The sequence below is a fragment of the Actinosynnema sp. ALI-1.44 genome (assembly GCF_001984155.1).
Lineage (GTDB): Bacteria > Actinomycetota > Actinomycetes > Mycobacteriales > Pseudonocardiaceae > Kibdelosporangium.
Genome location: NZ_MTQO01000041.1, coordinates 237,749 through 254,269, shown reverse-complemented (window position 1 = coordinate 254,269; position 16,521 = coordinate 237,749). Strand labels below are relative to the sequence as shown.

Below are 16,521 nucleotides of genomic sequence, written 5' to 3'. Positions count from 1 at the left end.
CAAAACCCTGAACTGGCTGACCCCCCAAGAGAAACTCAACATGCTACTGTCCACATAAGAACATGTTGCGACGACCGCATGAATCCACCCCACATTGGTGCCAAAAAACGCAACCAAGGTGGCATTCGTTGCGTCTCACCGCTGGTTTCAGGTCCACCGCAGCTGGGAGCGTGTCCGCCAGTACTGCTCCGGTGCCTCGGCCAGATCGTGCAGCAACTCGCGGTCGACGTCGTCGAGTCGCACCGGCATCAGGTTCGCGTACAGCTGCGGCACGCTCGCGGCGCCGGTGAGCACGAGATCCGCCCACGGCTGGGCCAGCGCCGCCGCCATCGCGACCGCGTCGGGACCGGCGCCGTGCCGGATGGCGATGTCCACGACCGGGCCGGGCGGCTGCACGGCGAGCCTGCCGTTGGCCATCACCTCCTTGAGCATCACTCGCGCGCCCTCGGCGTGGGCCTCGGCCAGCGCGGGACCCGCCGAGGTCTCCAGGACGTTCCAAGTGGACTGCACCGAGGAGAACAGGCGCTGCCCGTTCGCCTGGAGGTCGAACGCACGCCGGATGGTGTCGGCCTGCGCCGGTCCGCTCGTGGAGAAGCCCAGCGGCACGCCGATGTCCGCCATCCGGGACCGCAGGTCCTCGTCGTCGAACAACGGGCTGTCACCGGTCAGCGAATGCACTTGGTACAAGCCGACTTCGAGCAGTTCCCGAGTCTCGTCCCATTGCCGCTCGAACCGGGCGGCGGAATGTTCTTTCACTTCGTGTACATCGGCGTCGGGACGCCAGTCCGCTGTGTACTCGTAGCCCCACTTGCTCGACACGGTCACGTCGGTGTGCCCGCGGTCGGCGAGCCACGCGGCCACGAACTCCTCGGCGCGGCCGTAGGACCTCGCCGCGTCCACCCAGCGGATCCCGGCCGCGTACGCCGCGTCGAGCACGTCGAAACTCGCTGTGCGCATCGCGTCGACCGTGCGTTCGACCGGCAACGCTGTGTCACGACCGAGGTTGATGTACGCGGGCCGTCCAAGTGCAGCCGTGCCCAGAGCGATACGCATGGACACCAACGTAAACGACCACCCGAACAGGACCCCACCGATCACACTTCGGTGCCATAATGGCACCATGAGACGTATGAATCTGCGAGACGTGCCTGATGAGGTCTATCTCGCCCTGGCAGAAGGCGCCAAGGCCAACAGGCAGTCGTTGAGCGCCTTCGTCGTGGACCGGCTCGCCGAAGTCGCCAAAACGCTCACGATCGCCGACTATGTCGCGTCCTACGAACCGCCCCGTGGGACAGGTGTGACATTGGACGACGCGGCCGCCGCAGTGCGCGAGGTACGGGAAGCATCGTGAGCCTGGTAGTCGTCGACGCCTCGGTCTTGGCCGCGTTCTACGCGGCCGATGATCCCCGGAGACCGGAGACCGCAGCGCGGCTGTCCACAGGACACGCCCTGTTCGCTCCGGCCCACTTGGACGCTGAGGTCATCTCCGCGTTGCGGGGTATGGCCAAGAACAATCCCGTGCTGGCGCGAGCTGTTCCCACGGCTCTGCGCCATCTTGCAGGTTTCCCGATCCGCCGCATGCCGATCGCGCCGCTGCTGAACCGGATGTGGGAGTTGCGCCACAACATCACGCCTTACGATGCGGCCTACGTCGCACTTGCCGAACACATCGACGGCACCTTGCTCACGTGCGACGCGAAGCTGGCAGCAGCCTCCGGCGCCAAGTGCGCATTCGACTTGCTCAACTGATTCAGCACACCGGTCCCGGGCCCCGGCAACGCACGAACGCCGCGGCCGGTACGGCCGCGGCGTTCGTGTGGTGCCGGTGTCGCTACAGGTACTGGCCGGTGTTGGTGGCCGTGTCGATCGCCCGGCCGGACTCCTGGTTCTTGCCGGTGACGAGCGTGCGGATGTAGACGATCCGCTCGCCCTTCTTGCCGGAGATCCTGGCCCAGTCGTCCGGGTTGGTGGTGTTGGGCAGGTCCTCGTTCTCCGCGAACTCGTCGACGATCGCGTCGAGCAGGTGCTGCACGCGCAGCCCCGGCTGCTGGGTCTCCAGCACCGACTTGATCGCCGCCTTCTTCGCCCGGTCGACGATGTTCTGGATCATCGCGCCGGAGTTGAAGTCGCGGAAGTACAGGACTTCCTTGTCACCGTTGGCGTACGTGACCTCGAGGAACCTGTTGTCCTCGCTCTCCTCGTACATCCGCTCCACGGTGTGCTGGATCATCGCGTCCAGGCACGCGCGGCGGTCCCCCGCGAACTCGAGGAGGTCGTCGCTGTGGATCGGCAACGTGGTGGTCAGGTACTTCGAGAAGATGTCCTTGGCCGCCTCGGCGTCCGGACGCTCGATCTTGATCTTCACGTCCAACCGGCCCGGGCGCAGGATGGCCGGGTCGATCATGTCCTCGCGGTTGGACGCGCCGATCACGATCACGTTCTCGAGACCTTCGACACCGTCGATCTCACTGAGCAGCTGCGGCACGATGGTGGTCTCCACATCGGACGACACACCGCTGCCGCGGGTGCGGAAGATCGAGTCCATCTCGTCGAAGAACACGATCACCGGGGTGCCTTCCGACGCCTTCTCCCGTGCCCGCTGGAAGATCAGCCGGATGTGCCGCTCGGTCTCGCCCACGAACTTGTTGAGCAGCTCGGGACCCTTGATGTTGAGGAAGTACGACTTGGCTTCGCTGTTGTCGTCCCCGCGCGCCAGCGCCACCTTCTTGGCCAACGAGTTGGCCACGGCCTTGGCGATGAGCGTCTTGCCGCAACCCGGCGGGCCGTAGAGCAGCACGCCCTTCGGCGGGCGCAGCTCGTACTCCCGGTACAGCTCGGCGTGCAGGAACGGCAGTTCCACCGCGTCACGGATCTGCTCGATCTGCCGGAAGAGGCCACCGATGTCGGCGTAGTCGACGTCCGGCACCTCCTCGAGCACGAGATCCTCGACCTCTGCCTTGGGCACGCGCTCGTACGCGTACCCGGACTTGGTGTCGACCAGGAGCGAGTCCCCTGGCTTGAGTGGTGAGTCAGCCAGCGGATCGGCCAGCCACACCACCCTTTCCTCATCGGCATGTCCGACCACAAGTGCCCGCGACGAGGCACCATCGGATCCGGCGGCGAGCAGCTCACGCAACGTGCAGACCTCGCCGGTCTGCTCGAACGTGCCACCCTCCACAACGGTCAGCGCCTCGTTGAGGCGGACCGATTGTCCGCGCTTGAGCGTGTCGAGGTCGACCGCGGGCGAAACCGCCACCCGCATCCGGCGGCCCGCGGTGAAGACATCCACCGTGCCGTCCTCATGACCGGCCAGGTACACGCCATAGCCGCTGGGCGGCTGGGCTAGCCGATCCACCTCCTCCCGCAACGCCAGCAACTGGCTTCGGGCCTCGCGCAGCGTGTCCACCAGCTTGGTGTTGCGCTCTGTGAGCTGTCCCACTCGTTCCGAGGCTTCGGCGAGCCTCTGCTCGAGCAGGCGCACATGGCGAGGCGATTCCGTCAACTTGCGGCGCAGCAGCGCGATTTCCTCTTCGAGGAATCGGATCTGCGCGGACTGACTAGTCTCACGGCCCGCGCCTTCATCGGCGCTGTGGTCGTCGGCCTCCTCAGGCCGACTGCCGGGACGGTCGTGCTGCATGGTCGGCACCTCCTCCCGAACTACGTACCCCATACGGTACCGGTGATCACTGACATTCGGAGCTCATCCAGATGTCGAGATCGGCGCGTCATGGTCAAGAAACCCCCGCTCGGAGGGATTCAATGCTCCATCCCGGTGTAGTAGGGAACCGAACACCGGCTACGGTGCGTCCCAGTACTAGTCCGATGGCGCCCGTGCGAGCGCTGTTGAAATATGACATGTACACGATCGCCACACCGAGGAGAACGTAATGTCTCAACCGCCGCAACAGCCGGGCGGATACGGCGACCAGCCCGGTTACGGCCAGCAACCGGGTTATGGCCAGCAGCCTGGCGGCGGCTACCCGCAGCAGCCAGGGGGATACCCTCAGCAAGGTGGTTATCCACAGCAGCCAGGCGGCGCGTACCCGGCGTCGGGCCAGCAGCCTGTGCAGCCGGGTGGGGCGTACCCCCAGTCCGGCCCGCAACCACAACCCGGCTATGACCCCAACAACCCGTACGCCCAGCAGCAGCAGCCGGGCATGTACGGGCAGCAGCCGCCGTACGGGCAGCCGGGTTACCCACCACCGAAGAAGAGCCCGCTGCCGTGGATCCTCGTCGGTGGCGCCGTTGTCGTGATCGGCGTCGTCCTCGTGCTGATCTTCACTCTGGGTGGCAGCGGCGGGGGCACCGGGTCACCGAGCGCGACCGCGAACACGATGGTCGACGCGATCAACAACAAGGACAAGGACGCCGCGGAGAAGGTCGCCTGCGAGAAGGGCAAGGTCAACACCAAGAAGCTCGACAGCCTGCCCGCGACCGTCCAGTACAAGGCCTCCGTCTCCGAGGAGCCCAAGGAGAACGGCGACAGCGCGACGGGCAAGATCAAGCTCGACATCACCGCCGAGGGTCAGTCGATCTCGATGACCATGACCTTCACGCTCAAGAAGAAGGACAGCGACTGGTGCCTGTCCAACATCAGCGACCCCAAGATGGACCGGCGCTGACAGCACGCTGAGCAGCACGAACGAAGCCCGGGCCGCGCAGGCGACCCGGGCTTTTCGGTAACCAACTCACTACTATCGGGTGAAGTGGCCTGTTCGTTACCTGATCGTCTCGACTTTTCCCGCGAAAGTCCCGCCAACCAGGCCCCCCTTCACCTACCGTGACGTCGCGATCGTGCGACTCGAAGACTGGGATGGTCATGACTTATCCGCCACAGCAGCCAGGGCCCTACGGGGGCCAGCCAGACCCGTACGGCCAGCAACCCGGCTGGCAGGACGGATACAACCAGCAGCAGCCCGCATGGGGTCAGCAGCCGAACTACGGCGGCTTCCCCGGCGGCCAGCCGCCGCGCAAGAGCAAGACGGGTCTGATCATCGGCCTCGTCGTCGCGGGTGTGCTCGTCGTCGGCGGTGGCGTGACCGCGATCATCCTGCTGACCGGCGGAGACGACTCCAAGTCCACCCCGGCGGCGCAGACGACGCAGGCGGGCGGCGGTGACGACGCGGGCAGTCCGCAGGCGGTCGTCGACCGGGTCATCAAGGCCGTCGACGACAAGGACGCGGATGCCGCGACCCAGACCCTGTGCGACCCGAAGAAGAAGAGCCCCGCGTTCGAGTTGGACAAGGTCAAGCCGAGCTGGACGCTCAAGACCAGCCTGAACGGCAAGATCAGGGAATCGAGCGCTGGCGCGTTCGCCTCGCTGAGCATCAAGGTGACCGAGACGGGCAGGTCGAGCACGAACACCCTGCCGTTGACGCTCGACATGAAGGAGAAGGACGGCAAGTGGTGCGTCTCTGAGGCCGTGCTCAACCCCAGGGCGTCCAGTGGTTCGACCACGCGCAGGCCGCCGTCCACCAGTCCTACTTACTAGGCGGGCCACCGGCTTGTACGGTTGAGGTGTGCCAGAGGCCGCCAGACGCCGTTCGACGGTGTTGATCATCACGGGCATGGTGCTGGGTGGCGCCGGAATGCTGGCGTACTTCGTGTTGTCGGCTCCGAGTTCGGCGTCCCCACCACAGTCACCCACCGCATCGGACGCAGCGGGCACGCCGGAGGGCGTGGCCCGCTTGATCGTCACCAAGCTCAACGCCAGGGATCTCGACGGAGTGATCGAGCTCACATGCGCGCAGGGTAAGTCGACCGGCCGCCGCGAACTGCTGAAAGCCGTTCCGCAGTTGGACCCCGCCGCGCCGGAGAGCACCCGCGCCAAGCCGGTGGAGTTCGGCATCGACCACCTCAGCCAGTTCTCCGACGGCTACGTCGCGACGTTCACCGTCCTGCACGAGGGCGCCAAGCAGAACGGCACCATGCGCCTTCAGCTGAGTGCGGACAAGTGGACGTTGTGCGGGCTGGACTCGCCACGCATCGCCGGGGTCGGGTGACGCTCGTTTCACATCGGGCGGATACGGTGTGCGCATGGCCGAGCCCGAGAAACCTGAGGCCGACAAGCCGGCCGACACCGAACTGAGCCCGCCCGCGTCCAAGGCGAGCAAGGTCCGGCTCATCATCGCCATCGGGCTGGCGGTGCTCGTGCTCGCGGGCGGTGGCGTGGCACTCGCGATCGTCGCGTCCCGGCCGCGCCCCGAGGACGTCGCGCTGCAGCAGGAGAAGACCGCCGCGCGCGAAGTCGCGCAGAAGTTCGCCACCCTGCTCGAACAGGGCCGCAACGACGGGGCGTTCGCGCTGTCCAAGTCGGAGGTCAAAGAACTGGTCTGCCAGACCGAGCAGGACGCGCTCGAGCAGGAATGGCAGGTCCGTGAGTCCAAGGAGATCATGCGGTCCTACGCGCCGACTCCGAGCTCGCGGATGTCCATCACGGTCAAGGACGTGCGGATCGAGGGCGACAAGGGCAGGGCCACGCTGTCCGGCGGCACCGGCAACGTCCGCGCGGACCAGGACTACGCGCTGGTCAAGGAATCCGGTGGCTGGAAGGTCTGCGGCGTGACGTTCCGGGCGCGAACCAGCTCGACCAGCTCGCGGCCGACCCAGACGCGGCCGTCGACGACCGAAACACCCGGCAGCGACTCCCCGACGACACCGCCCACGACGACGGAGACGACAGAGACGACGACCGGGCCGACCCAGTGACCGCGAAGCGGCCACGCGCGGCGAAGATGGGGCCGCTCGGCGGCGACGCCACGGACGAGGAGAAAACCAAGCGCCGCAACGGTGTGATCCTGGTCGTCTGCTCGACCGTGCTCGTCGTGGCCGCCGCCGTCGGCGGCATCCTCCTGCTGACCGGCGGCAGTCCCGAGGACGAGGCGACCAGCGCCGCCCGCGAGTTCGCCATGCTGTACCAGCGCGGGCTGAACTCGTCCGGGCGCGACGTCGACGCGTCCGAGTTCGAACCGGTGGTGTGCGAGAAGGTCATGCCGCAGCTGAGGGAAGCGTTCTCCGCCAAGGAAAACCCCGTACCGGGCACACCGCAGTTCACGCTCACGGTCAAGGACGTGAAAACCAACGGCGACACGGGTTCCTTCACCCTCGCCACCAAGGTGACCTCGCCGGGCAACGCGGACCAGACCGACGACGCCCCCTTCGAACTGGTCAAGGAAGACGGCGACTGGCGCGTCTGCAGTCTTTAGTGCTTGCCCGACCGGCGCTGGACCCTCGGCGCCACGACACCGTCGGCCAGCCTGCGCGCGGTCAGCAGGAACGCCGTGTGCGCGATCATCCGGTGGTCCGGGCGCACCGCCAGGCCGACCACGTGCCACGGCCGGTGCAGCGTCTCCCACGACTGCGGTTCGGTCCAGCCCTGCTGTTCCCGCAACGCCTCGGTCACGCGCGACAGCTGCGTCACCGTCGCGACGTAGACCACCAGAACCCCGCCGGGGATCAGGTTCTGCTTGACCACGTCGAGCATTTCCCACGGCGCCAACATGTCCAGCACGACCCGGTCGACCTCGCCGGTGTGCGTGGCCAGGTCCGCGACGTTCAGCGTCCAGTTCGGGGGCTGCTCGCCGAAGAACTGCAGGACGTTGCGCCGGGCGTGGTCGGCGTGGTCGTCACGGACCTCGTAGGACGTCACGCTGCCCGACTCGCCGACCGCCCGCAGCAGCGAACACGTCAGCGCACCGGAACCGGCGCCCGCTTCCAGCACTCGCGCACCGGGGAAGATGTCGCCCCACATGACGATCTGCGCGGCGTCCTTCGGGTAGATCACCTGCGCGCCGCGGGGCATCGACAACACGTAGTCCGGCAGCAACGGCCGCAACGCCAGGAACGACGTGCCACCGACCGACGTGACCACCGAGCCTTCGGGCGCACCGATCAGGTCGTCGTGCGCCAGCGCGCCGCGATGCGTGTGGTACTGGCCGCCTTCTTCGAGCACCAGCGTGTAGTGCCGGCCTTTCGGGTCGGTCAGTTGTACCCGGTCACCTTTACGGAACGGGCCGCTCGCCCTGCTCACCGACACCTGCGCTCTACTCTCCTCATACCGCCCTCGGCCACATATCGTGGCATCCCGGTCCGTTCAGGCGTTACGCAGGGCCGCTTTGAGGTCTTCCCGGCGCAGCACGCCGGACGGGCGGCCTTCCTCGTCGACGACGAGGAACTGCCACGCCGCGGTCTCGGCGACCCGGTCGATGATCTCCTCGCCCGGCTCGGAGTCCAGCAGCACCATCTCCGGCCGGATCGGCTCCGCGGCCTGTTCGGCCGGGGACAGCGGCGCATAACCGGCCAGTCGCTCCGCGGTGTCGCGGTCGAGCAGACCGGCCGCCACCCCGTCCGCCCGCACCAGGACGACACCGCGCCCGGCCGAAGCGCCGAGCGCGTCGACGACCGGGCTCTCGGCGGGCAGTTGCAGCACAGGTTGGACGAGGTCGGCCAGCCGCAGACCGTCCGGCCACGTGCGGCGCTGGTCCGCGGCGAACTCCCCCGCCGCGCCCGCGGCCACGAACCACGCGGTCAGCACGCACACACCCAGCCGCAGCCACTTGTCCGGGCTGTCCTCCGCGATCCCGAACAGCGCCCAGACCAGCAGCCCGACCGCCACGAGCCCGCCACCGGCCGCCGCGGCGAGCGTGCCTTTCGAGCGTCGCCCGGTCAGCGCCCAGATCCCGGCGCGCAGCATCCGCCCGCCGTCCAGCGGCAGGCCGGGCAGCAGGTTGAACACGGCGACCGCGAGGTTGGCCGCGGTGCACTCCAGCAGCAGGACCCAGATCGCGCCGTCGTCCGGGCCGACCAGCAGCGCCATCCCGAACAGTGCGCCGAGGACGATCGACACCAGCGGACCCGCGGCGGCGACCATGCCCTCCTGCCCGGGTTTCCTCGGCGTTCGCGCCACTTCGGAGATTCCGCCGAGCAGGAACAGCCGCACCCGCCGGACAGGCAGGCCGAAACGCAACGCCACCACGCAGTGCCCCAGCTCGTGCGCCAGGACGGACGCGCCGAGCAGGACCGCGAACGCGGAGGCGAGCAGCAGCGCCGTGCCGTCGCTCACGCCAGGCATCAGCCGGTCGACCAGCGGCGTGTACAGGAACACCACGGCCACCGATCCCAGCCACCACGACGGTGCCAGCAGCACCGGCACACCAGCGATCCGGAACAGCAGCAGGCCGCCGTCACCCCTGGCGACACGGCCGCTCCGGATCGTCGTCATGACGACGAGAGTAGGGGCGTGGATGTTGAACTGCCGTATGCCGCGCGGGGGAAATCCATGGTGTGGGCGTCGATACCGGCGATTCGATTCCCGGCGGCTACGGAATCCTGCCGAGGAACGCCACCAGCCTGTCCCCCGGCTGTGCCGCGCCGCTCATCGGCACCGGCGCGGCGAACCGCTCCGGCCGGTCGTGGTCGGTCACGAACAACCCGGCCAGCTGCAACAACTGCTCGGCCAGCTCCTCGGGAACCGGCCGGTCCACACCGCACGCCCTGGCCACGTCCCAGCCGTGCACGGTGATCTCCACGGCTCCGGCGCAGCCGACGATCGCGCCGGTGAGCTGCCGGTCGGCGATGGACACGGTCGAGCGAGACGTGCTGGTCCACGCGCCCAGCAGTTGACATGCCTGGTCCTTGAGCGTGGTGACGAGGTCGGCCGCGTCGGCCCCCGCCGACGGGATCACCAGACCGACGTGTCCACTGTCGACAGCCTCGTGCAAAGCCGCCAGCGAGTCGCTCATGTGCCGCAACAGGGCCGCCAGGTCCCACGAGCGGCAGGGCGTCGGGCGGCCGAGGGCCTCCGGCGTGATGAGCCCGAGCGCCCCCAGCGTGTACCCGACTGCCCGCTCCAGCAGTTCGGCCCCGCCGATCAGTGGTGAAGTCACACATGGTGAGACGCCCGGCGGACCGGAAACTCATCGGTTTCCGGCTCAGTCCGCCCGGTCGATCACCGTTTCCGTGCCCGAGTCCGGCTCCGGCCAGCCGGGGTACTCCGGCGGGGTGCCGCCGAACTCCGGGCAGAACGCCTTGTGGTCGCAGTAGTCGCACAGCCTGCTTTTGTTCGGCTTGAAGTCCCCGGTCCTGGCCGAACGCATGACCGCCTGCCAGATGGCCTCCAGCGTGCGCTCGAACCGCTTGAGCTCGGCCTCGTCGGGCGCGTAGGCCAGAGACTGCCGGTCCGAGAGGTACATCAGGCGCAGCTGCTTGGGCACGACTCCCCGCAGGCGCCACAGCACCAGCGCGTAGAACTTCATCTGGAACAGGGCCTTGGCCTCGCCGATCTCCCGCGGCGCCGCGCCGGTCTTGTAGTCGACCACGCGGATCTCGCCGGTCGGCGCGACGTCCAGCCGGTCGATGTACCCCCTGAGCAGGACCCCGGACGGCAGTTCGGACTCGACGAGCAGCTCACAGGCCTCCGGTTCGAGCCTGCGCGGGTCCTCCAGGGTGAAGTAGCCGTCGAGCAGCGCACCGGCCGAGTCGAGCCAGTCGTCCAGGCTGGCCCCGTCGGCGAAGAGCTGGTCGGCCAGCTCGGGGGCCTCTTCGATGAGCTTGGTCCACGTGGGCCGCAGCAGGTCGTGCGCGGTCCGCGGGACCCGTTCGGCCGCGGGCAGGCCGTAGAGCTGTTCGAGGACAGCGTGTACGACCGTGCCGCGGACCTGAGCCTTGCTCGGCGTCTCGGGCAGGCGGTCGACGGCACGGAACCTGTAGAGCAACGGACACTGTTTGAAATCGCTGGCACGAGAAGGCGACAAGGCGGGCCGCCGCCGTACTACTTCCTCAGTCACCGTCACGCTTCAAACAGTAGGCCAGGGGTCTGACAGTGTTGAATCGTCCTCGCTCCGCGAGGACCGAATCAGAGGCGGCAGGAGCGGATGTCGGAGGCGAGGATGGCCTTGGCACCGATCGCGGCGAGCTCGTCCATGATCGGGTTGGCTCGTTTGCGCGGCACCATGGCCCGCACGGCGACCCAGTCCGGGTTGGCCAGCGGCGCGACAGTCGGCGACTCCAGCCCCGGCGTGACTTCCAGAGCGTTGTCCAGCAACGTCTTCGGGCAGTCGTAGTCCAGCATCATGTACTGCTGGGCGAAAACCACGCCCTGCAGGCGCGCGGTCAACTGCTCCGCGTCCGGTGTGGGTTCCGCGGCGGCGCGGGTGACGAGCACGGCCTCGGAGACGCAGATCGGCTCGCCGAACGCCACCAGGTTGTGCTGCTTGAGCGTCCGCCCGGACCCGACGACGTCGGCGATCGCGTCGGCGAGGCCGAGCTGCACCGAGATCTCCACGGCGCCGTCCAGCCGGATCACGTCCGCCTTGATGTCGTGCGTGGCGAGGTCGTCACGGACAAGCCGGGGGTACGCGGTGGCCAGGCGCTTGCCGTCGAGGTCGGCGAGCGACCACTCCCGCCCGGCCGGTGCGGCGTAGCGGAAGGTGGACCCGCCGAAGCCGAGGGACAGCCGCTCCCGCACGGGCGCGCCGGACTCCTGGGCCAGGTCCCTGCCGGTGATGCCGAGGTCGAGGTCACCGGAGCCGACGTACGCGGCGATGTCCTTCGGCCGCAGGAAGAAGAACTCGACCTCGTTGACCGAGTCCAGCACGGTCAGGTCCCGTTGCTCGCCCCGCTGCCGGTAACCGGCCTCGGTCAGCATCTCCGACGCGGACGCGGCCAGCGACCCCTTGTTGGGCACGGCGACACGCAGCATGGCAAGACTCCTCAGAGGTAGCGGTAGACGTCGTCAAGGGTCAGCCCGCGCCCGATCATGAGCACCTGGACCCGGTAGAGCAACTGGGAGACCTCCTCGGCCAGATGCTCGTCGTCCTCATGCTCGGCGGCGATCCAGACCTCGCCTGCCTCCTCGAGCACCTTCTTGCCCTGCGCGTGCACACCCGCATCCAGCGCCGCCACGGTGCCCGACCCCTCGGGCCGGGTCCGCGCGCGCTCACTGAGCTCGGCGAACAGTTCGTCGAACGTCTTCACACCGGGATCTTTTCATCCGACGTCGGCGGCCCTCAAAGCACCGAGGGTGAACGCGTCGACACCGACGAGTGAATCGCGGACGATCCAGGCCGCCCCCGGCGCGATCGGAACCTCGGCCGGAACCACCAGGACCGTGCACCCCGCGGCGACGGCGGACTGCATCCCCATCGGCGAATCCTCGACCGCGACGCACTGACCAGCGGAAACGCCGAGCAGGTCGGCGGCCATCAGGTACGGCGCCGGGTCCGGCTTGTTGCGTCCGCCGACCTCGTCACCGCAGACCGTCGCGGCGAAGAAATGCCGCCCGATCGAGTCAAGCGCCACTTCGGTCAGCGTCCGCTCGGTCGATGTGACCAACGCCATCGGGACACCGTGCTCGTACAGCGACTCCAGCGCCTCGCGGGCACCGGGACGCCACGGCAGGTCGATCCGGAAGAGCTCGGCGGTGCGCTCGGTCAGCCACTGCGCGGCCTTGTCCATCGCGGCGGGGTCGGGTTCGACGCCGAGCGACGTGAAGATCACCAGCATGGTGTTGTCCATGTTGGAGCCGACGACGGAGTCCCGCGTCTGCTGGGAAAGCTCGCCGCCGAGCTGGATGGCGAGTTCGTGCAGGCCGACGTCCCAGAGCTTCTCCGAGTCGATCAGCGTGCCGTCCATGTCCCACAGCACCGCATCCGGCACCCGCGTCCGCTCAGTCACCCATCCATCGTCCCACGTCGCCCGAAGGGATGAACGTGACGCGGGGGACAGTGATCACGCCGCCATCGGGGTTCTTGCTGTCCCGAATGCTCAGCCGATCGCCGGTGACCGCCAACTCGACACAGTGTTCGGCACCGGCGCTGAAGCTGCTCTTCCGCCAGTTCGGGTTCGCGGCCAGGTTGGTCATACGCGTGGCTCCTACAACTCCGAGATTCGGTTTTCGATCAACCCGATTGTCCGCTCACCGCTCAACGCGGCGGCGCGGAGGTTGTCGAAAACCTGGTTGTAGACGCGCAAGTGTTCGCCACCCAGGTAGTCCGAGGCGGTCAGGCCTTCCACGTAGACAATCCCTGGACGTCCCTCAAGCAACGTCACGATTGAGAAGGCCACGCCATGCGAGGGGTGCGCACCTTCGTCATAGGGGATGACCTGGATGGTTACGTTCGGCAGACGCGCAAGACACAAGATCTTCTCAAGCTGTTGCCTGAGAACGTCTCGGCCCCCGATCTCCCTGTACAGCGCTTCCTCACCGACTACGAGCCACAACCGTCTCGCACCAGGCGAGGTGAACCTGTTGGCCCGGTTGGCTCGCTCCTGCGACATCCGCTCAACGTCCACAGGTGACACCACCACCGACCTGCTCAGCATGCCGGTCGCGTAGCCCAGGGTTTGCACCGTACCTGGCCAACTTTCGAGGTTGAATATCTTCAATTCCTCGGCGGCGGCAATGAGGTGCACGTACTTGACTGCCCACTCGTCAACCCGCGTCGGTGGCAGCTTGCGCCTGGAGTCGATCGCCAACTGCCGGAGTTCGTCCGCCCGCTGCGGCGCGATCTCGTAGATGTCGACCATCTTGTCGAGTGCGGTCGCCGTCAGCTTCAAGTCGCCCTGTTCGACCTTCGAGAGCTTCCCGGCGTACCAGCCGAGTTTCTTGGTCGCCGCCGCGGACTCCATGCCGATCGCTTCTCTTGCCGCGCGCAACGCCGCTCCCAGCAACACGCGCTGAACGATCGGACTGCGGTCTACCTGCACCATGGGCGGCATCTTTCCGTGTGAACACGGAGCGTGCACGCGCTACACACCATCCGGTGATCCTCGGCCTACAGTCTTGTCAGTTTGAATTTCAAGTCTAGGTTCATCCCCATGAACACCGATGTGAACTCCCTGCTCAAGGACATGCAACGGGGCAACTGGCAGATCCAGCCCCTCGGCCCGTCGCTGGACAACCTCGACATGCTGGTCGCCGTCTACGACTGGCCGCAGGACCAGCACTTCGACGTCGTGAAGATCGTGGGCGAGGACGAGGCCTTCGCGTGGCGCGTTTTCGCCTTCAGCGCCATGACCAATCCCCTCGCGCCGAAGTGGGTCTCGTGGTGTCACAGCGGTGACGCCGTCGGCGTCCTGGAGACAGTGACCGGCCTGCCCGACCCGGACAGTGCCGACTTCGGGAACGCGATGATCCCGATCACCGACGCGCGATTCTCGGTTCCGGAGAAGTACCACGACCAGATCACCCGGCCGACGTCCGGCACATGGCACATCGCCAGCTGATCGCCCCCTCCTTGACACGCGCGACACAGGGCCTGGAGCAGGGAAAACGGCAAGTCGCAGCGGCCCGTGGCGCGGCTGTGGACAATCTGCGCTCTCAGGGTCGTAGGCTTGGCAAGTGACCGATCACGACCCGCAGAGCACCGCCAGTCCACCCGAGCTGGTGGAACCTGTTCTAGTCAGCGCTTTCGAAGGCTGGAACGACGCCGGGGACGCAGCGAGCACAGCGATCGAGCACCTTCAACTGACCTGGGACGCGTCGCCTCTGGCGGACATCGACCCGGACGACTACTACGACTTCCAGGTGACCCGGCCGACCGTCAAACTGGTCGACGGCGTCACGCGGCGAGTGGAATGGCCGACGACCCGGCTCTCCTACTGCCGCCCACCCGGCTCGTCGAGGGACATCGTGCTCGTGCACGGTATCGAGCCGAACATGCGCTGGCGGAAGTTCTGCGCGGAGGTGCTCGAGCACATCGAACGACTCGGTGTGACCACCGTGGTCACCCTCGGTTCGATGTTGGCCGACACGCCCCACACCCGTCCCGTCCCGGTGACCGGGACGGCCTACGACGCCGCCTCGGCCGCCCGGTTCGGCCTCGAACGCTCCCGCTACCAGGGCCCGACCGGGATAGTCGGCGTGCTGCAGGACATGTGCGTCCAGGTCGGGATCCCGGCGATCTCGCTGTGGGCCGCCGTGCCGCACTACGTCTCCCAGCCGCCGTCCCCGAAGGCCACGCTCGCGCTGCTGCACCGTGTCGAGGAGGTGCTCGACGTCGAAGTGCCGCTGGGGGCGCTGCCGGAGCAGGCCGACGAGTGGCAGCGCACGGTCAGCGAGATGGCCGAGGAGGACGAGGACGTCAGCAACTACGTCCGCGCGCTGGAGGAACGCGGCGACGCGGCGATCACGCTGAACGAGACCAGCGGTGACGTCATCGCCGCCGAGTTCGAGCGCTACCTGCGCAGGCGCCGCCACGGCGGTCCCGGCCCAGGTCCGGGCCGGGGACCACGTCAGTCGTAAGCAGTCACACGTCGATGCCCAGAAGCGCGTCGACGGCGTCGCGGAACTGCGCGGGAGCCGACGAGTCGCTGCCGCGCCCGGCAAGCGCCTCGTCAGCCCACGCGTCCACTGCGCGCAGCGCGTTCGGCGTGTCCAGATCGTTGGACAGGTGGTCACGCAGCCGAGTGATCGTGTCCGCGGCGTCCGGGCCCGTCTCCAACAGGGCCGCGTCACGCCAACGGCCCAGCCGCCGTTCACCGTCGGCCAGCAGGTCCGCGCTCCAGGGCCGGTCCTCGCGGTAGTGCCCGGCCAGCAGGGCGAGCCGCACGGCCATCGGGTCGACCCGGTCGGCGCGCAGCCGGGACACGAAGACGAGGTTTCCGCGCGACTTCGACATCTTCTCGCCGTCGAGGCCGATCATCCCGGCGTGTGCGTAGTGCCGCGCGAACGGGAACTCACCGGTCAGCGCCTCGGCGTGCGCCGCGCTGTTCTCGTGGTGCGGGAAGATCAGGTCCGAACCGCCGCCCTGCACGTCGAACCCCGACCCGAGCCGGTTGAGCGCGATCACCGAGCACTCGACGTGCCAGCCGGGACGCCCGGCCCCGATCTCGGTCTCCCACGACGGCTCACCCGGCCGCGCCACCCGCCACAGCAACGCGTCCAGCGGGTGTCGTTTGCCGGGGCGGTCCGGGTCGCCGCCGCGCTCGGCGAACAGCTCGAACATCGTCTGCTCGGAGTAGCGCGACTCGTAGCCGAACCGCCCTGACGCGGTGTGGTCGAAGTAGACGTCGGGGAACTCCGGGTCGTCGACCCGGTAGGCGTGCCCGGCGGACAGCAGCTTGCCGACCGCCTCGACGATCTCCGGGATCGCCTCGACGGCACCGATGTACGACCGCGGCGGCAGGACACGCAGCGACACCATGTCCTCGCGGAAGAGAGCGGTCTCACGCATGCCGAGCACGACCCAGTCGTCCTGGTCCCGCTCGGCCCGCTCCAGCAGCGGGTCGTCGATGTCGGTGATGTTCTGGACGTAGTTGACGTCGTGCCCGTTGTCCAGCCAGACCCGGTGGATCAGGTCGAACGCGAGGTACGTCGCGGCGTGCCCCAGGTGCGTCGCGTCGTACGGGGTGATTCCGCAGACGTAGAGACCGGCGGTCGTGCCGGGCGCGGTCGGTCGCACCTCACCGGACGCGGTGTCGTGGAGCCGCAATGGCCGTGGCGTGCCAGCCACGCGTGGAACCGGTGTCGTCGCCCATGTCTGCATGTCAGACAGGTTAATAGGGATCTACGCATGCCAGCCG

At 67.8% G+C, this 16,521-nt stretch carries 21 protein-coding genes; 9 read left to right on the top strand and 12 right to left on the bottom strand.

Annotated features, from left to right (window positions below):
• Positions 1 to 147 precede the first annotated feature (147 nt).
• Positions 148 to 1,053 (bottom strand): aldo/keto reductase, encoded by a 906-nt coding sequence (locus ALI144C_RS16500; RefSeq protein ID WP_076988011.1) that lies wholly within the window; start codon positions 1,051 to 1,053, stop codon positions 148 to 150.
• A 67-nt stretch (positions 1,054 to 1,120) separates the two neighbouring features.
• Here ALI144C_RS16500 and ALI144C_RS16495 point away from each other — a divergent pair, with 67 nt between their 5' ends.
• Both ALI144C_RS16495 and ALI144C_RS16490 read left to right on the top strand, forming a co-directional pair.
• A complete protein-coding gene (locus ALI144C_RS16495; protein ID WP_168211265.1) occupies positions 1,121 to 1,351 on the top strand; it encodes a hypothetical protein in 231 nt (76 codons plus the stop codon).
• Complete coding sequence (locus ALI144C_RS16490; protein ID WP_168211264.1) at positions 1,348 to 1,749, top strand: type II toxin-antitoxin system VapC family toxin; 402 nt, start codon at positions 1,348 to 1,350, stop codon at positions 1,747 to 1,749. The genes ALI144C_RS16495 and ALI144C_RS16490 overlap by 4 nt, the downstream gene beginning before the upstream one ends.
• An 82-nt stretch (positions 1,750 to 1,831) precedes the next feature.
• Here the strand turns inward: ALI144C_RS16490 and arc are convergent, their stop codons facing one another.
• Positions 1,832 to 3,637, bottom strand: coding sequence for a proteasome ATPase (arc, locus tag ALI144C_RS16485; protein ID WP_076988009.1), 1,806 nt, complete (start codon positions 3,635 to 3,637; stop codon positions 1,832 to 1,834).
• A 250-nt stretch (positions 3,638 to 3,887) separates the two neighbouring features.
• Between arc and ALI144C_RS57465 the strand changes: the two genes are divergently transcribed.
• The 5 genes from ALI144C_RS57465 to ALI144C_RS16460 all read left to right on the top strand — a co-directional run bounded on the left by ALI144C_RS57465 (position 3,888) and on the right by ALI144C_RS16460 (position 7,205).
• A complete protein-coding gene (locus tag ALI144C_RS57465; RefSeq protein WP_237774166.1) occupies positions 3,888 to 4,622 on the top strand; it encodes an Rv0361 family membrane protein in 735 nt (244 codons plus the stop codon).
• A 197-nt stretch (positions 4,623 to 4,819) separates the two neighbouring features.
• Positions 4,820 to 5,491 carry a hypothetical protein gene (locus tag ALI144C_RS16475; protein WP_143230679.1) on the top strand — a complete coding sequence of 224 codons (672 nt, stop codon included), beginning with the start codon at positions 4,820 to 4,822 and terminating at the stop codon, positions 5,489 to 5,491.
• Between the two features lie 28 nt (positions 5,492 to 5,519).
• Positions 5,520 to 6,002 carry a hypothetical protein gene (locus ALI144C_RS16470; protein WP_143230678.1) on the top strand — a complete coding sequence of 161 codons (483 nt, stop codon included), beginning with the start codon at positions 5,520 to 5,522 and terminating at the stop codon, positions 6,000 to 6,002.
• A 34-nt stretch (positions 6,003 to 6,036) separates the two neighbouring features.
• A complete protein-coding gene (locus tag ALI144C_RS16465; RefSeq protein ID WP_076987956.1) occupies positions 6,037 to 6,708 on the top strand; it encodes an Rv0361 family membrane protein in 672 nt (223 codons plus the stop codon).
• Positions 6,705 to 7,205: an Rv0361 family membrane protein gene (locus tag ALI144C_RS16460; protein ID WP_076987955.1), complete on the top strand. Its 501-nt coding sequence runs from the start codon at positions 6,705 to 6,707 to the stop codon at positions 7,203 to 7,205. The genes ALI144C_RS16465 and ALI144C_RS16460 overlap by 4 nt, the downstream gene beginning before the upstream one ends.
• On the opposite strand, the gene ALI144C_RS16455 is transcribed toward ALI144C_RS16460, so the two are convergent.
• The 9 genes from ALI144C_RS16455 to ALI144C_RS16415 all read right to left on the bottom strand — a co-directional run bounded on the left by ALI144C_RS16455 (position 7,202) and on the right by ALI144C_RS16415 (position 13,707).
• Positions 7,202 to 8,029, bottom strand: coding sequence for a tRNA (adenine-N1)-methyltransferase (locus ALI144C_RS16455; RefSeq protein ID WP_076988008.1), 828 nt, complete (start codon positions 8,027 to 8,029; stop codon positions 7,202 to 7,204). The genes ALI144C_RS16460 and ALI144C_RS16455 overlap by 4 nt on opposite strands.
• A 63-nt stretch (positions 8,030 to 8,092) precedes the next feature.
• On the bottom strand, positions 8,093 to 9,220 hold the full coding sequence (locus tag ALI144C_RS16450; RefSeq protein ID WP_076987954.1) for a site-2 protease family protein: 1,128 nt from the start codon (positions 9,218 to 9,220) through the stop codon (positions 8,093 to 8,095).
• A gap of 97 nt (positions 9,221 to 9,317) precedes the next feature.
• The gene (locus tag ALI144C_RS16445; RefSeq protein ID WP_076987953.1) at positions 9,318 to 9,884 is read right to left on the bottom strand and encodes a TIGR03086 family metal-binding protein; all 567 of its coding nucleotides are present in this window, start codon (positions 9,882 to 9,884) and stop codon (positions 9,318 to 9,320) included.
• Positions 9,885 to 9,929: 45 nt separating this feature from the next.
• Positions 9,930 to 10,790 carry a RecB family exonuclease gene (locus ALI144C_RS16440; protein ID WP_076987952.1) on the bottom strand — a complete coding sequence of 287 codons (861 nt, stop codon included), beginning with the start codon at positions 10,788 to 10,790 and terminating at the stop codon, positions 9,930 to 9,932.
• 62 nt (positions 10,791 to 10,852) lie between these two features.
• Entirely contained in the window at positions 10,853 to 11,698 is an 846-nt protein-coding gene (gene hisG / locus ALI144C_RS16435) for an ATP phosphoribosyltransferase (RefSeq protein WP_076987951.1), read from the bottom strand.
• Positions 11,699 to 11,709: 11 nt separating this feature from the next.
• Positions 11,710 to 11,973: a phosphoribosyl-ATP diphosphatase gene (locus tag ALI144C_RS16430; protein WP_042191962.1), complete on the bottom strand. Its 264-nt coding sequence runs from the start codon at positions 11,971 to 11,973 to the stop codon at positions 11,710 to 11,712.
• Positions 11,974 to 11,985: 12 nt separating this feature from the next.
• Positions 11,986 to 12,630, bottom strand: coding sequence for an HAD family hydrolase (locus ALI144C_RS16425; protein WP_083753096.1), 645 nt, complete (start codon positions 12,628 to 12,630; stop codon positions 11,986 to 11,988).
• 34 nt (positions 12,631 to 12,664) lie between these two features.
• Positions 12,665 to 12,859, bottom strand: coding sequence for a DUF397 domain-containing protein (locus ALI144C_RS16420; protein ID WP_076987949.1), 195 nt, complete (start codon positions 12,857 to 12,859; stop codon positions 12,665 to 12,667).
• An 11-nt stretch (positions 12,860 to 12,870) separates the two neighbouring features.
• Positions 12,871 to 13,707 (bottom strand): helix-turn-helix domain-containing protein, encoded by an 837-nt coding sequence (locus tag ALI144C_RS16415; RefSeq protein ID WP_076987948.1) that lies wholly within the window; start codon positions 13,705 to 13,707, stop codon positions 12,871 to 12,873.
• Between the two features lie 108 nt (positions 13,708 to 13,815).
• Between ALI144C_RS16415 and ALI144C_RS16410 the strand changes: the two genes are divergently transcribed.
• Together ALI144C_RS16410 and ALI144C_RS16405 are read left to right on the top strand one after the other, a co-directional pair.
• Entirely contained in the window at positions 13,816 to 14,223 is a 408-nt protein-coding gene (locus tag ALI144C_RS16410) for a hypothetical protein (RefSeq protein ID WP_076987947.1), read from the top strand.
• Positions 14,224 to 14,338: 115 nt separating this feature from the next.
• A complete protein-coding gene (locus ALI144C_RS16405) occupies positions 14,339 to 15,241 on the top strand; it encodes a PAC2 family protein (RefSeq protein WP_076987946.1) in 903 nt (300 codons plus the stop codon).
• Between the two features lie 4 nt (positions 15,242 to 15,245).
• Here ALI144C_RS16405 and mshC read toward each other — a convergent pair whose 3' ends face one another.
• Positions 15,246 to 16,484 (bottom strand): cysteine--1-D-myo-inosityl 2-amino-2-deoxy-alpha-D-glucopyranoside ligase, encoded by a 1,239-nt coding sequence (mshC, locus tag ALI144C_RS16400; RefSeq protein ID WP_076987945.1) that lies wholly within the window; start codon positions 16,482 to 16,484, stop codon positions 15,246 to 15,248.
• Between the last annotated feature and the right edge of the window lie 37 nt (positions 16,485 to 16,521).

What these genes read in the sequence shown, in the direction of transcription:
- ALI144C_RS16420 (WP_076987949.1), bottom strand. Translation starts at nt 12,859, where the DNA reads ATGACCAACCTGGCCGCGAACCCGAACTGGCGGAAGAGCAGCTTCAGC.
- mshC (WP_076987945.1), bottom strand. Translation starts at nt 16,484, where the DNA reads ATGCAGACATGGGCGACGACACCGGTTCCACGCGTGGCTGGCACGCCA.
- arc (WP_076988009.1), bottom strand. Translation starts at nt 3,637, where the DNA reads ATGCAGCACGACCGTCCCGGCAGTCGGCCTGAGGAGGCCGACGACCAC.
- ALI144C_RS16500 (WP_076988011.1), bottom strand. Translation starts at nt 1,053, where the DNA reads ATGCGTATCGCTCTGGGCACGGCTGCACTTGGACGGCCCGCGTACATC.
- ALI144C_RS16495 (WP_168211265.1), top strand. Translation starts at nt 1,121, where the DNA reads ATGAGACGTATGAATCTGCGAGACGTGCCTGATGAGGTCTATCTCGCC.
- ALI144C_RS16425 (WP_083753096.1), bottom strand. Translation starts at nt 12,630, where the DNA reads ATGGACGGCACGCTGATCGACTCGGAGAAGCTCTGGGACGTCGGCCTG.
- ALI144C_RS16415 (WP_076987948.1), bottom strand. Translation starts at nt 13,707, where the DNA reads ATGGTGCAGGTAGACCGCAGTCCGATCGTTCAGCGCGTGTTGCTGGGA.
- ALI144C_RS16475 (WP_143230679.1), top strand. Translation starts at nt 4,820, where the DNA reads ATGACTTATCCGCCACAGCAGCCAGGGCCCTACGGGGGCCAGCCAGAC.
- ALI144C_RS57465 (WP_237774166.1), top strand. Translation starts at nt 3,888, where the DNA reads ATGTCTCAACCGCCGCAACAGCCGGGCGGATACGGCGACCAGCCCGGT.
- ALI144C_RS16410 (WP_076987947.1), top strand. Translation starts at nt 13,816, where the DNA reads ATGAACACCGATGTGAACTCCCTGCTCAAGGACATGCAACGGGGCAAC.
- ALI144C_RS16450 (WP_076987954.1), bottom strand. Translation starts at nt 9,220, where the DNA reads ATGACGACGATCCGGAGCGGCCGTGTCGCCAGGGGTGACGGCGGCCTG.
- hisG (WP_076987951.1), bottom strand. Translation starts at nt 11,698, where the DNA reads ATGCTGCGTGTCGCCGTGCCCAACAAGGGGTCGCTGGCCGCGTCCGCG.
- ALI144C_RS16465 (WP_076987956.1), top strand. Translation starts at nt 6,037, where the DNA reads ATGGCCGAGCCCGAGAAACCTGAGGCCGACAAGCCGGCCGACACCGAA.